The organism is Streptomyces sp. NPDC127098 (assembly GCF_042722465.1).
In the GTDB taxonomy this organism is placed as follows: domain Bacteria; phylum Actinomycetota; class Actinomycetes; order Streptomycetales; family Streptomycetaceae; genus Streptomyces; species Streptomyces millisiae.
Genome location: NZ_JBHXFJ010000051.1, coordinates 17,653 through 32,258, shown reverse-complemented (window position 1 = coordinate 32,258; position 14,606 = coordinate 17,653). Strand labels below are relative to the sequence as shown.

At 70.3% G+C, this 14,606-nt stretch carries 13 protein-coding genes; 6 read left to right on the top strand and 7 right to left on the bottom strand.

Annotation, left to right across the window (positions count from 1 at the left end):
* Positions 1 to 112 precede the first annotated feature (112 nt).
* The gene (locus ACFWI8_RS26600) at positions 113 to 1,087 is read right to left on the bottom strand and encodes a C45 family autoproteolytic acyltransferase/hydolase (protein WP_387096309.1); all 975 of its coding nucleotides are present in this window, start codon (positions 1,085 to 1,087) and stop codon (positions 113 to 115) included.
* Between the two features lie 173 nt (positions 1,088 to 1,260).
* On the opposite strand from ACFWI8_RS26600, the gene ACFWI8_RS26595 reads away from it, so the two are divergent.
* From ACFWI8_RS26595 to ACFWI8_RS26585, 3 genes are all read left to right on the top strand, one after another.
* Complete coding sequence (locus ACFWI8_RS26595) at positions 1,261 to 1,935, top strand: AIM24 family protein (RefSeq protein ID WP_387096307.1); 675 nt, start codon at positions 1,261 to 1,263, stop codon at positions 1,933 to 1,935.
* Positions 1,936 to 2,267: 332 nt separating this feature from the next.
* Positions 2,268 to 3,806, top strand: coding sequence for a glycosyl hydrolase family 28 protein (locus ACFWI8_RS26590; protein WP_387096304.1), 1,539 nt, complete (start codon positions 2,268 to 2,270; stop codon positions 3,804 to 3,806).
* Entirely contained in the window at positions 3,803 to 7,105 is a 3,303-nt protein-coding gene (locus tag ACFWI8_RS26585; protein ID WP_387096301.1) for an alginate lyase family protein, read from the top strand. The genes ACFWI8_RS26590 and ACFWI8_RS26585 overlap by 4 nt, the downstream gene beginning before the upstream one ends.
* A gap of 25 nt (positions 7,106 to 7,130) precedes the next feature.
* Here the strand turns inward: ACFWI8_RS26585 and ACFWI8_RS26580 are convergent, their stop codons facing one another.
* Positions 7,131 to 7,982: a DUF1963 domain-containing protein gene (locus ACFWI8_RS26580; protein WP_387096298.1), complete on the bottom strand. Its 852-nt coding sequence runs from the start codon at positions 7,980 to 7,982 to the stop codon at positions 7,131 to 7,133.
* 192 nt (positions 7,983 to 8,174) lie between these two features.
* Between ACFWI8_RS26580 and ACFWI8_RS26575 the strand changes: the two genes are divergently transcribed.
* Complete coding sequence (locus tag ACFWI8_RS26575) at positions 8,175 to 10,025, top strand: protein kinase (protein ID WP_387096362.1); 1,851 nt, start codon at positions 8,175 to 8,177, stop codon at positions 10,023 to 10,025.
* Between the two features lie 153 nt (positions 10,026 to 10,178).
* On the top strand, positions 10,179 to 10,535 hold the full coding sequence (locus ACFWI8_RS26570; protein WP_387096295.1) for a cupin domain-containing protein: 357 nt from the start codon (positions 10,179 to 10,181) through the stop codon (positions 10,533 to 10,535).
* A 53-nt stretch (positions 10,536 to 10,588) separates the two neighbouring features.
* Here ACFWI8_RS26570 and ACFWI8_RS26565 read toward each other — a convergent pair whose 3' ends face one another.
* Genes ACFWI8_RS26565 through ACFWI8_RS26545 form a run of 5 tightly spaced genes read right to left on the bottom strand, consistent with a single transcriptional unit; the run spans position 10,589 to position 13,872 of the window.
* Entirely contained in the window at positions 10,589 to 11,746 is a 1,158-nt protein-coding gene (locus ACFWI8_RS26565) for a radical SAM protein (RefSeq protein ID WP_387096359.1), read from the bottom strand.
* A 5-nt stretch (positions 11,747 to 11,751) separates the two neighbouring features.
* Positions 11,752 to 12,312, bottom strand: coding sequence for a class IV adenylate cyclase (locus tag ACFWI8_RS26560; RefSeq protein ID WP_387096292.1), 561 nt, complete (start codon positions 12,310 to 12,312; stop codon positions 11,752 to 11,754).
* 25 nt (positions 12,313 to 12,337) lie between these two features.
* Positions 12,338 to 13,168, bottom strand: a complete 831-nt coding sequence (locus ACFWI8_RS26555) for a helix-turn-helix domain-containing protein (protein ID WP_387096290.1) — start codon at positions 13,166 to 13,168, stop codon at positions 12,338 to 12,340.
* Positions 13,158 to 13,679 (bottom strand): DUF6879 family protein, encoded by a 522-nt coding sequence (locus ACFWI8_RS26550; RefSeq protein ID WP_387096356.1) that lies wholly within the window; start codon positions 13,677 to 13,679, stop codon positions 13,158 to 13,160. Before ACFWI8_RS26550 ends, ACFWI8_RS26555 begins: the two co-directional genes overlap by 11 nt.
* Positions 13,663 to 13,872 (bottom strand): hypothetical protein, encoded by a 210-nt coding sequence (locus tag ACFWI8_RS26545; RefSeq protein ID WP_387096287.1) that lies wholly within the window; start codon positions 13,870 to 13,872, stop codon positions 13,663 to 13,665. The genes ACFWI8_RS26550 and ACFWI8_RS26545 overlap by 17 nt, the downstream gene beginning before the upstream one ends.
* A gap of 191 nt (positions 13,873 to 14,063) precedes the next feature.
* Here ACFWI8_RS26545 and ACFWI8_RS26540 point away from each other — a divergent pair, with 191 nt between their 5' ends.
* A complete protein-coding gene (locus ACFWI8_RS26540; RefSeq protein ID WP_387096284.1) occupies positions 14,064 to 14,603 on the top strand; it encodes a DUF6247 family protein in 540 nt (179 codons plus the stop codon).
* Positions 14,604 to 14,606: the final 3 nt, after the last annotated feature.

The window sequence follows — 14,606 nt, the reverse complement described above, 5'->3', positions numbered from 1 at the left end:
CACGTCCGGACGACGCCCCGCCACGCCGGCCGGAACCTCCCTCCTCCGTCGCGCCCCGTCGTGCTCACAACCCGGCGAGCGACGGAGGAGGGAAGCGCCGTCCAGGGCCTGCCTACGACCGCCGCCCCAGGGTGACCGTCCTGCTCCCCTCCTCGAAGGCGTCGAACGACAGTTCCCACGGCTCCTCGCCGGGCCAGAGGTACGTCACCCGCCCCTCCGCCGGCCGGTAATCCGCCGTGTAGACCGTGCCGCCGGCGTCCTTGTGGCCGTGCCGGTAGAGCGGCGGACGCAGCAACGCGCTCCGCACCGGCCCCGGATCCCCGCGCTCGGCCGCGGCCCGCACGGTCGCGAGCCGCTCCCCGGTGTTGGACGCCCGCTCCTGCTCGGCGGAGACCGGCAGGTGCTGATGGTTGGCGGCGCAGGCGAGCGCCCCGCCCTCCGCCTCGGTCGGCTCGATGTCGGGCCCGAGGTGCACGGTCACCGCCCGCTCGCGGTCGACCAGCGTCAGGTTCTGCGCCAGCGCCACCGGCGTCCGGCGCAGGGCCGCGAGGGCCTCGTCCACCGTGTCGCAGGTCTCCAGCAGGTAGCGGACCACGATCAGCACGGCGAAGCCAGGACCGTGCACCAGCCGCCCGCCGAAGGTCAGCGAGACCGCGAGGCCCGCGTCGTTCATCCCGTCGAGCAGCCCCCACATCCCGTCCTGCGAACCGATCACCGGGCGCAGGAAGTTCGAGCTGACGAAGGTGCCCTCGACCTCGTCCGGCGGGAAGTCGTAGTTCCGCAGCAGGACCCCGTCGAACGCGGCCTGCGTGCAGCCGGCGAAGAACGGCCGGAACGCGGCCTGGGTGAGGAACGTCTCACCGAGCCGACCCCGGTCGAGTTGGGCGGCCAGCCGCTCCAACACCGGGACGAGCTCCGGCAGTCGCGTGTCGAACAGCCGCCGCGCCTCGTCGGCGCCGGCCGCCGTCCGCCCCTCGTCGGTCAGCCACTTCTCGGCCTCGGGCCACGCGGCCCCGGCCGCCGCCGCCCACCGCCCGTCTCCCCCGTCGCCGACGGTCACGGCACGGAATGTCTTCTCCAGAGCCATGGTTGCCCCGGCCCCTTCCCCCTCGTCGTCAGTTGGCGCCGGTCAGCGTAGCCAAATTCCCGGGAAATTCGACAGATCGAGATTTCACCTCGCCCGACTACGGAAAGCGACCAAAAATTCCGTCCCTTCTCCCGCCTTCTGCTCGCATTGACCGAATGTCTATGCTGTGCGGCGTGCGTAGTGACCTTTTCAAACCCGAATACCAGGCCCAGCCGCCCACCGCGCCTGGCATGTCCCTTCAGCACGCCAAGGCCATCAAGTACGTGGTCAACGGCGAGTGCCACGCCCGTCAGGGCTCGATGGTGGCCTTTCGCGGCAATCTGCAGTTCGAGGTGAAGTCCCAGGGTGTGGGCAACTTCCTGCGCCGCGCCGTCACCGGCGAGGGCCTGCCGCTGATGGCCGTGCGCGGCCAGGGCGAGGTGTGGTTCGCGCACAACTCGCAGAACTGCTTCGTGATGGATCTCGACCAGCCGGGCGAGGCGCTGTCCATCAACGGCCGCAACGTGCTCTGTTTCGACCCGACCCTCTCCTACGAGATCAAGATGGTGGGCGGCGCCGGCATGACGGGCGGCGGGCTGTTCAACTGCCTCTTCACCGGCCAGGGCCGCATCGGTCTGATCTCCGACGGCGAGCCCGTCATCATCCCGGTCTCCGCCCAGGCCCCGGTGTACGTGGACACGGACGCGGTCGTCGGCTGGTCGGCCAACCTGCACACGTCGATCAACCAGAGCCAGAGCTTCGGCTCGATGCTGCGCGGCGGCTCGGGCGAGGCCATGCAGCTCGCGCTCCAGGGCGAGGGCTTCGTCATCGTCCAGCCGAGCGAACTGAAGCCGCCGCCGGGGCAGTAGGCGATCACCACGCGACCTCCGTCGCCCCGGCCACCACCGCGCGACCACCACACGGCCGCCGTCTCCTGCCGTGCCTCACGCCCTCCGGCCGCCTCGCCGGAGGGCGTTGACGTGGTTCCGGCCCGTCCGGAAGTTTCGAATCTCCGCCGGCAGCCTTGACAGGGCCCCGCCGTGCGCCGAGGCTCTGGCCGCTCGCGGGTGCGGATCCCGTGGGCCCCGGTCCCGGCGTCCGCCGACGCCGTCACGTAACACCCCGTCCACCCCCGACGTCGCCACCCTTGACCAAGGGTTGAGAAACCGGTTACTAGATTTCATTTTCTAAGGGATGCCCCATGAACTCCTCGCCCTCCCGCCGCACCGCCCTCCAGGCCGTGGGCGCGACCGCCGTCGCCGGCTACGTCGCCGGCTTCGCCGGCACCGCGCAGGCTGCCGCCGCGCCGAACGCGACGGAGTCCGAACCCGCCGGCGACAGAGTGATCGCCCACCCGCCCCTCCCGAGCGTCCCCACCAACAACGCCTTCACCGTCAGGGTGCGCCCCCTCGGCGGCACCTGGCAGACGCTCGCCGTCCACCTGGTCAGGCTGGCCCTCATCGACCCCGTCACCGGCGGCAACCAGGCGCAGAGCTCCTCGATGGCCGCCTTCGACTTCTCCGGCACCGTCGAGGTCGAGGTGACCTACAACCGGGGCGGCGGCGAGAACATCCGTGTCCGCCCCTTCTCGTACGGCATCACGCCCGCGGTGCTGGACGGCACCGCCCGATTCACCCTGAACCGGCCCCGCAACCTCGTCGTGCAGGTCGACGACAGGATCTTCGACTGCCTGCACCTGCTCGCCAACCCGATCGAGCAGGACCCGCCCGCCGAGGGCGACCACCGGGTCATGTACTTCGGTCCCGGCCTGCACACCCACCCCGACCGCACGCTGCGGGTGCCCAGCGGCACCACCGTCCACCTGGCCGCCGGCGCCGTCCTCACCTCGACCGTGGTCTTCGAGGGGGTGGAGAACGCCCGGCTGACCGGCCGCGGGGTGATCTACAACACGCCGGGCGGGGCGGTCTTCGTCCGCGACTGTGAAAACGTCACCATCGACGGCGTCACGATCCTCAACCCCCGGTACGAGAACGTCAGGGTCGCCGAATCCCGGAACCTCACCATCAGGAGCCTCCGCGCCTTCAGCCACCAGGGCTGGGGCGACGGCATCCAGCTCTATTGCTCCGAGAACGTCACCGTCGACGACTGCTTCCTGCGCACCTCCGACGACTCCATCGCCCTCTACACCCACCGCTGGGACTTCTACGGCGACACCCGCGACATCACCGTCAGGAACAGCACGCTCTGGGCCGACGTCGCCCACCCGATCAACATCGGCGTGCACGGCAACCCCGACCCCGACGCCCCCGAGGTGCTGGAGAACCTGCGCTACGAGAACATCGACATCCTCGACCACCGGGAACCCCAGGTGCTCTACCAGGGCGCCATCGCCTTCATGGTCGGCGACGGCAACCTCGTCCGGAACGTCCGCTTCGACGACATCCGGGTGGAGGACTTCCGGCAGGGCCAACTCGTCCACCTGCGGATCACCAACAACCCGAAGTGGAACACCGCCCCAGGGCGCGGCATCGAGGACGTCTACTTCAGGAATCTCAGTTACACCGGCGCGAACGCCGACCTCTCGCTGATCGCCGGCCTCGACGCGGACCACGTCATCAAGGACGTCACCTTCGAGAACCTTCTCGTCAACGGCAGGGTGATCGCCGACAGCACCGGCAAGCCGAACTGGTACCTGGCCTCGGACGGTGTGCCGATGTTCGTCAACGAACACGTCCGGAACCTGCGCTTCCTCACGACCGCCGAGGCGGCGGGCCAGTGACCACACATCCCACCCGGCGGACCTTCCTGACCGCCTCCTCCCTGCTGCTGGCCGCTGGCGCGACCGGCCTCGCCCTGCCCGCCCCGGCGCGCGCCGGCACGGTGCCCTCCGGCTTCGCCCACCCCGGCCTGCTGCACACCGCCGCCGACCTCGCCCGGATGCGCGAGGCCGTCGCCTCCCGGTCCGCCCCGCAGTACGCGGGCTTCCAGGCGCTGGCCGCGCACCCCCGCTCCCAGGCGAGCTACCCCGTCGCCAACACCGGGCAGATCACCTCCTGGGGCCGCGGGCCCACCAACTTCATGTCCCAGGCGGTCGCCGACTCGGCCGCCGCCTACCAGAACGCCCTTATGTGGTGCGTCACCGGTGAGCGCGCCCACGCCGACAAGGCACGCGACATCCTCGACGCCTGGTCGGCCTCGCTCACCGCCGTCACCGGGGCCGACGGCCCGCTCGGCGCCGGGCTCCAGTGCTTCAAGTTCGTCAACGCCGCCGAGCTGCTGCGGCACAGCGGCTACGACAGCTGGGCGGCGGCGGACCTCGCCCGCTGCGAGGAGTCCTTCCTGCGCGTCTGGTATCCGGCCGTCTCCGGCTACATGCTCTACGCCAACGGCAACTGGGACCTCACCGCCGTCCAGACCGTCCTCGCCATCGGCGTCTTCTGCGAGGACCGCACCCTCTTCGAGGACGCGCTGCGCTTCGCCGCCGCCGGAGCGGGCAACGGCAGCGTGCGGGGCCGCATCGTGACCGACGCCGGCCAGGGCCAGGAGTCGGGACGCGACCAGGGGCACGAGCAGCTCGCCGTCGGCCTCCTCGCCGACGCCGCCCAGGTCGCCTGGAACCAGGGCGTGGACCTCTTCGGCTTCGCCGACCACCGCATCCTGGCCAACGCCGAGTACGCGGCCCGCTACAACCTGGGCGACGACGTGCCGTTCACCCCCGACCTCGACCGGACCGGCAAGTACCTCAAGCAGACCGTCTCCGACCGGGTCAGGGGCAGTCTCCCGCCTATCTACGAGATGCTCCACGCCCACTACGCCGGCGTCCGCGGCCTGCCCACGCCCTACGTGGCGCGGGTGGTCGCGAGCCGGGTTGAGGGCTCCAACGACGACCTGCCGTCCTTCGGCACCTTCACCTACGCCGGTGCCGGGCCGGTGCCGGTGACCGGCCCGCCCACGGCCCCCGCCGGGCTCCACACCGCCCCCGCCGCGGGCCGGGCGGTCACCGTCTCCTGGCTTCCGACCGTTGGCGCCGACCGCTACGCGCTGCACCGCGCCACCGCCCCCGCCGGGCCCTACGAGACGCTCGCCGACGGCCTCACCGAGCCGACGTACACCGACACCACCGCCCGCGCGGGCCACACCTACTACTACTCGGCCGCCGCCGGCAACGCCTCCGGCACCGGCCCCGACTCGCCCGTCATCGCCGCCACGGCGGGGCTGCCGGGCCGCTGGGCCGCGACCGACGTGGGCGAGGTCCGCCGCCCCGGCACCGCCGCCTTCGACGGCGAACGCTTCACCGTCGAGGCGGGCGGTGCCGACATCGGCGGCACCGCGGACGCGGCGCACTTCGTCCACCTCCCGCTCGCCGGCGACGGCGTCCTGGTCGCCCGCGTCGTGTGGCCGCTCAGCTCCCAGTACTCAAAGGTCGGTGTGGCGATGCGCGCCTCCCTGGACGCGGGGGCCGCGCAGGCCGCGATGCTGATCCAGGGGCTGCCGCTGCACACCTTCAGCGGCGTGTGGACCACCCGCGCCGAGGCGGGCGGCCCGACCTCAGGCACCGGCAGCACCCCGGTGCCGCCCACCCAGCTCGCGGCGATCACCTCGGCCGCCGCCTTCCCGATCTCGGAGCTCGGCACCCTGCCCGACTCCGCGACCCCGCTCGCCGCGCCCCACGTGGAGGGGGCCGGGGACGGCTACCGGATGCGGATGCCGTACTGGGTGCGCGTCGAGCGGCGCGGCCACCGCTTCACCGGCTCCATCTCGCCCGACGGCGCCGTCTGGACCGAGGTCGGCACCGCCCGCCTGCCCGCCCTCGACGGCACCCTCCACGCCGGTCTCGTCCTCTCCTCCTGCCTCGGCGTCGACGCCGCTCACGCCGAGACCGGCACGGCGGCGTTCGACAACGTGCGCCTCACCGCGCCCGGCGGTGCGGGCTGGTCCGTGCCCCGCCCCGCCACGACCGCCACCGACCTGGCGGCCACGACCGGGCCCGACGCCGTCGAGCTCAGCTGGCGTGATCCCGACCCGGCCGCCCGCTACACCGTGCTGCGCGACGGCCGGGAGATCGCCACCGGCGTCGGCCCGGTCGGCTTCGGCACCCTCATCCGGCACACCGACCCCACGGGCACGCCGGGACGCACCCACCGCTACGCCGTCACCAAGACCAACCTCGCCGGCAGCGGCCCGCGTTCGACGACGGCCGGCGCCGCCATGCCCACCCCGCGCGCCCCGGAGCTCACCGGCCCCGAGGCCGTCCACGCCACCCTGGGCGTCCCCTTCCAGCACCTCCTCCGGGCCAGCCACCACCCGGGACGGTTCTCCGCCGCCGGCCTGCCCGAGGGGCTGCGTCTCGACCGGAGCACCGGGCTGATCTCCGGAGTCCCCGAGCAGACCGGCGAGTTCACCGTCTCGGTGACGGCGGCCAACGCCGGCGGCTCGACCACCGGCGGCCTCACCCTCGCGGTCGGCGCGCCGCCGCCAGCGCCCTGGGCCGCCGGGGACCTCGGCGACCTGGTCGTGGACGAGCGCCAGTTCGGCACATTCGGCGTGGTGGCGCTCCGCACCCCGGGCAACACCACCCACGACGCCGGCCGCTTCACCGTGCGCGGCGCGGGAACGGACCTGTCCGTCAACAACCAGGGCATGACCGGCCACTTCGCCCGGCGGCCGCTCAGCGGCGACGCCACCCTCACCGCCCGCCTCCTCTCCCGCTCCGGCGCCGTGACCGCCGACCGCGTCGGCCTGCTGATGACGAAGTCGCTCTCCCCGTTCGACCTGGCGGCGGGCGCGATCCTCAGCGGCGGGACGACCCCACGGCTCATGTCACGCCCCACGGTGGCGGGCGCCAGCGCGTTCACCGGGACCGCCACCGCACCAGCCCTCCCCCTGTGGCTGCGCCTGATCCGCGCCGGCACCACCTTCGCCGCCGCTGTCTCCGGCGACGGCACCACCTGGACGCCCCTCGCGGAGGTGACCATCCCGAACTTCGGCGACGCCCCCTACTACGCCGGCCTCGTCGTGTGCTCCCGCGCCCCGGCGACGCTGACGACCGCCGTCTTCGACGAGGTGAGCGTCGACTGAACCCGCCGCGCCCGAGCGTCGCGGCTCAGCTGCAGTCGAACCAGTGCCCGACGGGGCGGTCCGGGCAGGCCCGACACTCGAATATGTAGACCCCGCCGACGTCACCCAACATCAGCCCGGCCGCGTCCAGCGCGGCGCGGTCGGGCTCCCCGTCGATCCGGTCCTCGACGGGCACCCAGGTCCGCTTGGACTCGCCGTCGTACTCCCGACTGGCCACGGTGAGCAGATGCGCCATCCGCTCGCCGCACGACGGGCAGTCGGGCCAGTACGGGTCCTGCGTCCAGCCCGGATAGCCGCCCACCTTGATCCCCGGGGCGTCGGCGAGGTGGTACCAGTACATCCACCCCGTGTCCTTCTCCAGCCGCTGGAACCGGTCGCTCAGCGTCTCCCGGAGCTCCCTCGGGAGATCCCAGCTCGGATACTCCGCCACCCGCTCCGGGTGCACCACGCAGGGGCTCGGCACATGGTCCTCGTCTGCCTCGGCCGGGGCCGGCGGCGTCGGCAGCACCTCACCGACCGCGCCGGCGTCCCGCCAACGGACCAGCGGCAGCGGACAGCAGAACTCGCCGTGCTCGAACGGACACCACAGCACCTGGAGCAGGTCGGCCCCCTCCGGATACGGCACCCCCGGCGCGTCCGCCCGGTACAGCTGCACCACCGGCACCATCGCGACCACCCCCTCGTGCGCGCCGTCCGCCACGTCGCACATCGGCCACGCCTCCTCGGCCGGCCAGAGCAGCGGCCCACCGACCGAACTCTCCCGACACGAGGGCGCCCCGGCCCGCGGATGCAACCGCAGCGCCTCCCGACGGAACGGCACCAGCTCGGGAAACAGCTCCTCCACCGAAACCGGCCGGGGCGGGGTGTGACGGGCCATCTGTCTCTCCTGCTGCCTGTTGCTCGTTGATCGTCGTCACGACTCTAGGACGCGGGTCTGACAACGCACCGTGAGCAGCGGAAACGGCTGGCATATCGCCGCAGCGGCTGAGGTATGGAAAGAGCTTGAGGCGGGCAGCGCGCCCGGCACTGGAGAACGGGTGCCCGCGGCCATAGTCTTGGCGCCGCGGTGATGGTCGTGGGGGAGGGAGCCAGCGTGCGGCCTCTACGAGGAGAGGATCCCGACCGGATAGCCGATTACCGGCTTCTGGGCAGGCTCGGCGCGGGCGGCATGGGCGTGGTCTATCTGGCCCGGTCGCCACGTGGGCGGATGGTGGCGGTGAAGACCATCCGCGCCGAGTTGGCGGCGGCCCCGGATTTTCGGCGCCGCTTCGCGCGGGAGACCGCCGTGGCTCAGCGGGTCGGCGGACGGTGGACGGCCGCTGTGCTGGCCGCCGACCCGGACGGGGAGCTGCCCTGGGTGGCCACGGCGTACATCCCCGGGCCGACGCTGCACCAGGTGGTGGCGGAACGGCACGGACCGCTGCCCGAGCACTCGGTGCGCGGCCTGGCCTCCGGGTTGTGCCAGGCGTTGGGCGACATCCACGCCGCCGGGCTCATTCACCGCGACCTGAAGCCGTCGAACGTCATGGTGACCATCGACGGCCCAAGGCTGATCGATTTCGGCATCGTCCGTGCCTTGGACGCCTCCACAACCGGAGGGCTGACCACCACCGGAGTAGTGATCGGCTCCCCTGGGTTCATGTCCCCGGAACAGATCCGCGGTGAGCGGCTGACCGAGGCCAGCGATGTCTTCTCGCTCGGTGCGGTGCTCGCCTTCGCCGCCACCGGGCGACTGCCGTTCGGCGCCCCCGAGGGCCAGTTGCACGCCCTGATGTACCGGGTGGTGCACGACCCGCCGGACCTCACCGACGTCCCGGGGCCGCTGCTGGGGCTGATCAGGGACTGCCTGACCAAGGACCCGGCCGACCGGCCGACCCTGGCCGCGCTGCGCGAACGGGACGAGACACGCGCCCGCCCGCTGGGACCGTGGCTGCCGCCGGAGTTGCTGGCTCGGCTGGGGCAGGACGCGGCTCAGCTCCTCGATCAAGAGGACCCGCACACCCGGACCGGTCCCGCCTCGGGCGCCGTACCCAGCACGGGCCCGGCCGCCGGGGCGCCGGCCGCGGCCCCGACTGAACCCGCGCGCCCGCCCACCGCCCCGCTCACCACACCTTCCGCCCACGCCTCGCAGGCCGTGCCGTCCGCGGGCGGCGACTCGCCGTACCAGCGCACCGCCGAACTGGACGAGGCCGGACGGTCGGAGACTTCGCGACGTCGCCTGGTCGACGAGCGGCGTAGCCCGGGTGGCACGTCCCGCAGGGCTCTTTACTGGCTCCTGGCGTTCTACGCTCTGCTCGCGGCGCTCACCGTCGTCCACCAACTTTTCGCTGCCGCCGGCCAGGGAGAGTCCCAGTCAGTCGATACTCGTAGCGATTTGCGGGTCCGCGAGACCGACGAAATCGCGAATGCCCTGCTGGCTGCCCAGGTTCTCGTGGGTGTGGGGCTGGTGGTGTGCTGGCTGATCTGGTTCTTCCAGATACGCTCCGCTGCGGAGAGATTCGCGCCTGGGCGGCTGCGATACCGCCCGCGCATGGCGGTGATCGGCTGGTTCATCCCGGTGGGAAACCTCTTCCTCCCCAAGCAGGTCGCCAACGACGTCTGGCATGCCTACAGCTCGCCCGGCCGGGGAGGCGGGATGGCCCCCGCCGGTCTGCTTCACCTGTGGTGGTCGCTGTGGCTCGCCACCTTCCTGACCTGGCCGTTCTTCTGGACTCCATGGACAGAAACAGTTGTCTGGGACCAAGATGCCACGGAAAGGTTTTGCGATGAATGTCACTACGACTACTGGTACTGGTACGAGTTCGAGCCGTTGACCTGGTTCAGTCTGGCCTTGCATGCCTTGGTCGTTCCGACAGTGATCGTCACTGGGCTCTGCATTCGCCGGCTGACCGCCATGCAGACGGCCAGGCCCAACGGCTGACCGACCTCGGCGGGATCCGCCAGATCGCCAGGAACCCACAGGAAAAGCGATGACACCCAAGCGAGCCTCGCAGAAGCCGGACACCGAACTCGCCACCACGCCCTCCCGCCTCGCCGCACTTCTGGCCGCGGTCAAGACCGATCGGCTCGCCTGATGCGGCTGTTCCGGTTCGACCGCGCGGAGCGGTCGGTCGATCGGTACGGCAGCGTCGGGGTGGTGGCGACCCGGATCGCGGCCTCGGATGGCGGGTCGGTCGCGCTCACCTGGCTGACCGTCCAGCCCGGCGGCACCATCGGGGCGCACCCAGCCTCGGCTACGCAGCTGTTCCTCGTGGTGTCGGGCGAGGGCTGGGTCGCGGGCGCGGACGGCGTCCGGGTCGCCATTTCCCCGGGGTGGGGCGTCCGTTGGGAGGCCGGCGAGCGGCACGCGTCCGGCACTTCCACCGGACTCGTCGCGCTGGCCGTCGAAGGTCCAGGGCTTGAGGCATACGAACCGGACCCACATCCCTGAATGCCCCTACGCGGTGAAGTGACGGCAAGAAGGGCGCCCCATCGGCCCGACGCTCACAACAACGAGCCAGCCGAGCTCTTCGGGTCGGAGATCGGGACACCCGCCGACCTGCTCTCCCGCGCCAGGGCGGTCAAGCGGGCCATCTCGTCGTCCCGAAGTTCCTGAACCTCGCGGCTCAGCCGACTCATCACGAACTCACCGAGCGTGACGGTCAGGTCCATTCGTCGGATGCACACTCCGACCATGAACGGTCCCTCGGCCGACTTGTAGAGACGGACTCCGTAGTAGCCCTCCTGACAGTCTCGCGGGTTGTTGAGGTGACAGCCCGCACACGTGTCAGGTAGGCGCACCGGCCGAATGGTCTTCACGTACATGGTGCGGCCGTCGGGCAGGCGGTAACGGGTGCGTTGGTCGGATGTTCCCGCCGTCACGAAGTGGCGGTCCGGAGTCGCCCCCACCGTCGTCAGCACCTCGCGCATCGCCTCGCTGGACGCGTCGGCCGTCTCCAGGTTGAGCAGCAGGCGCACGACGACGTGTTGGCCGTATGCGTCAAGGACACGGAGTACCCGGGGAACGTGACTTCCGTCAGGCACCACCATGTTCGCCGACACCTTCACTCCGTGGGCGATGGCGGCATCGATGGTGCGATCGAGGGCGGCCAGCTTTCTGGCGGCCAGGCCCACCCCAGCCAGGCGGCTCCCCTGAACGGCGGCGAGCTCGGACGGGGTCGTCCCGAACACCGAGAGGTTGATGCGGTCGAGCCCCGCCTCGGCGGCGGCGGGGATGACCGCAGCGCCGTTCTCTCCGTTGCTGGTCAGGCCAACCGTCAGGCCCATGGAGCGTGCAAGCGCCACCAGTTCCGGGAGTTCTGGATGCAGTGTCGGCTCGCCACCGGTGAAGTGCACCTCCTCGATGGCCAGGCTGCCCCGCATGGCCGCGAGCGCGAGCGCGAAGTCGGGTCCGGGTTCGATACGTGTGGAGAGGAAGCCAGCACGGTTGGTTGCCACATAGATGGACACCCGCCCGGTCCGGGTGCCAGGGCCACCCATGTAATCCTGCGGCAACCGATCACGGTTGTCGGCCGTTACCGGAGTTCCCTCGTTGTGACAGAAGGTGCAGGCGAGTCCACAGGCGTCAATGATCTTGACACGCAACGTTCGATCGGGACGTACCTCGATCGGGATCCCAGCGAGTTCAAGCGGGTCCGGCACGTCGGTCAACCTCCTTTCTCCGTCTGTACGGAAAAGCACAGGTCCGTGATGGTTTCCAGGTCGATTCCGTACCTGCGGTAGACGTCCGTGGTGTTCTCGCTGGTCAGTACCTCGGGCCCGAAACCCAGCAGCTTCGCGGCTTGGTAGACGTCCTCCGGGCCGTCCCCCTCGATCTCCAGGTAGGGCGGAATCAGCGGCCAGGAGTCGATCTCCAGGCGCGTTGCGCCGAGCCGCCACGAGGCACGCCGGTTCTCCTGATACGCCTTGGCGGTGAATCCCAGGTTCTGCAACAGCGCGTGGGCCACATCGAAATCCATCACGGCCAATTCCGTCTCCAGGACACCGTCCACCGCGCTGGAAACGATCTCCTTTACGCAGATGGTGACCTCCGCGCCGCTGTCGCGAAGCCGGACCCACTTACCAGGTTCCGAGGGCCGAAGGTCATACACATAGCGGCGCATCAACCGATCAGACACGAACGCGCCACCGGCATGCAAAATACGCTGAGCGATGTCGTCCGGATCGATGCCCAACACCTTTGCTTCGCATTCTCGAACACGGGTCATCCGCTCGCTCCTCCTCCACTTCACATCACTCGAAATCCTGCGCCCATTCAGACAGCTGCTGGACTGCCGCCGCTCCGAACAGCGCCCATTCCTCAAGCTCGCCGAACAGGCCGAGATGTGCGGCCACATCTCTGGAATCTCTCAGAACGACGATCCCCGCAGTGGTTTCGACAGTTGCCAGCGTGCGGTCGTAGACCGTGAAGGTACCCAGCGCCATGACCGGAATACCGCCCCGCAGCGGTAGCACACCGATCCTTATGTTGGGCCATTGGGACAGCATCTTCAGGCGATCAATCTGTCTGGCCATCTCGACGGCCGGCACGAGGGGCCATCGCACGGCCTGCTCCGTGAGGAGGAAGGTGAAGGACTTGGTCCGGTCTTCCAGGATTTCCTGGCGTGCGATCTTCATGTCAACGATGCGATCAATATCTGAACCAGCACGTCGGAGCGTCGCCCGCATGTAGGGACGCGTGGACAACAGGCCGGTGACCACCGATGGAAGAAAATAGCGAAACTCGCTGGTCCCCGCTTCCAGGTCGGCCAGTTCGTTCTGCTTCCTGTGCAGCCCCTTACGGTAGAGGGACCGCAGCCCCTGCCATTCCGTGTTCGCCATCCTGGCCAATGCCGTCAACTCGGACACTATGTCGGCCGGTGCACCGAGAGCGCGTACTATCCGCTCGACGTCGACCACGCTGGGCAGCACTTTGCCCGTTTCGATTCTGCTGATCTTCGACTGCGAGATATTGCAGCGCCGTGCGAGCCGGTCTCCGGTGAGGCCGACTCGCAGGCGCAACTCCTTGAGCGCCTCGGCCAGTTCCCGTTTGGGATCACCTCGCTGCTCGGGATCAAGCGCCAAACCGTCTCACATACTCCGTGAACGGGATCGACTCGGAGACCGCCAGCTTCCGCCAGGCGACATAGGGCGAGGGATCGCCCTGATGGAGCTCACGGTTGATCTGGGTGCCGTCCGAACGGTAGTGCATCAGCACCACCCTGGAATCGTCGAACATCCAGAAGTCCTGGTCCGGAAGGCCCGGGTTCTCGCGATCGGTCAGGTCCAGGATCCGGATCTCTTCCCCGGCCCGCACGTGATGACGGTAGTAGTACTCGAACTCGAAGCGGAGGTAGTCCGAGAGCGGACGCCTCAGTACGTGCACACGCCCCACCGTCCTGCCCTGGCCCCGCCAGTGCCGGATGTCGTCCATCCAGGCCGAGGTGTGGTCGTTCGGCGACCGCTCCCCCGCGCGGAACCGCGCGAACTTCTCCGCCTCCTGCGGCATGGTGTACACCGGCAACGTCTCCAGCCGCCAGGCGTCGTGCTTCATGGAGGTGAAGCAGCGGCGCCACTCGTCACCATCCAAGTGCACGGAAGGCCTCACGAAGCACCTCCTCCGGGATTTCGACCAGTCCCTCGCCCTCCGGGACCCGGAAGCCGTGAAACTGATTGCCCTGCACGACAAATGACCGCCGGTTGGTGAGATACACGTTCGGGCAGTCGCCCTCGCCGCACTCCCCGTCGCCCACGCCGGTCAGACGACGCAGTCTCAGGGCGTTCGCCATGTCCCCGCTCCCCCCTTGTCGGACACTCCTGGGTCCGCTCAGCAGCACGGTAGAAGCTTGATGCCCCGCCGGTCACGTTCAGGCTCCGGATATGCGCGTTCCGGCATAAACAGCGGCGCCCAGGACGGCCGTCGAGGGGCCGGGGCTCGACGCGTACGAAGCGGACCGGCATCCGTGACATCCTTGCGCGGGTGAGTGACGGAATCAGCCGGATGGGCGGTCTCGACGGCGGGCGGGTGGCCGGTGCGCTGGCGCTGTCGCAGCGCAAGGAGTTCGAGGACGAGTTCGCCTTCGCGCTGCGCGGGACGCGGATCACCTACGAGGTGGAGCCGCTGGCCGAGGTCGTCCGCACGTGGTGGGAGGCGGCGGGTGGCGACCAGGACGTGGTGGACGCCGACCGGTTCCGCTCGCAGCGGGACGCCACGATCACGCGCCGCCCGCGCCACCGGTCGCAGCAGGACCCGACGCGCTGGGTCGACCGCACCGGGCCTGCCGTCTACGCCGCGCTGACGCCGGACGACCGGTCGCGGTTCGCGCTGGACTTCGACGGCGCGGCCGACCGCGCCGAGCGCACCTTCGACCACCGGCACCTGCTGCTGGTGGTCCACGAGTGGTGGACCCCCGCCTGCCGGAACGCCAACCCCGAGCAGTTGGCCCAGGACCTGGAGCTCGCCCGCCGGATCGAGGCCGGTGACCTCAGCATGTTGGCGGAGGACGACGGGCAGCCATAGGGA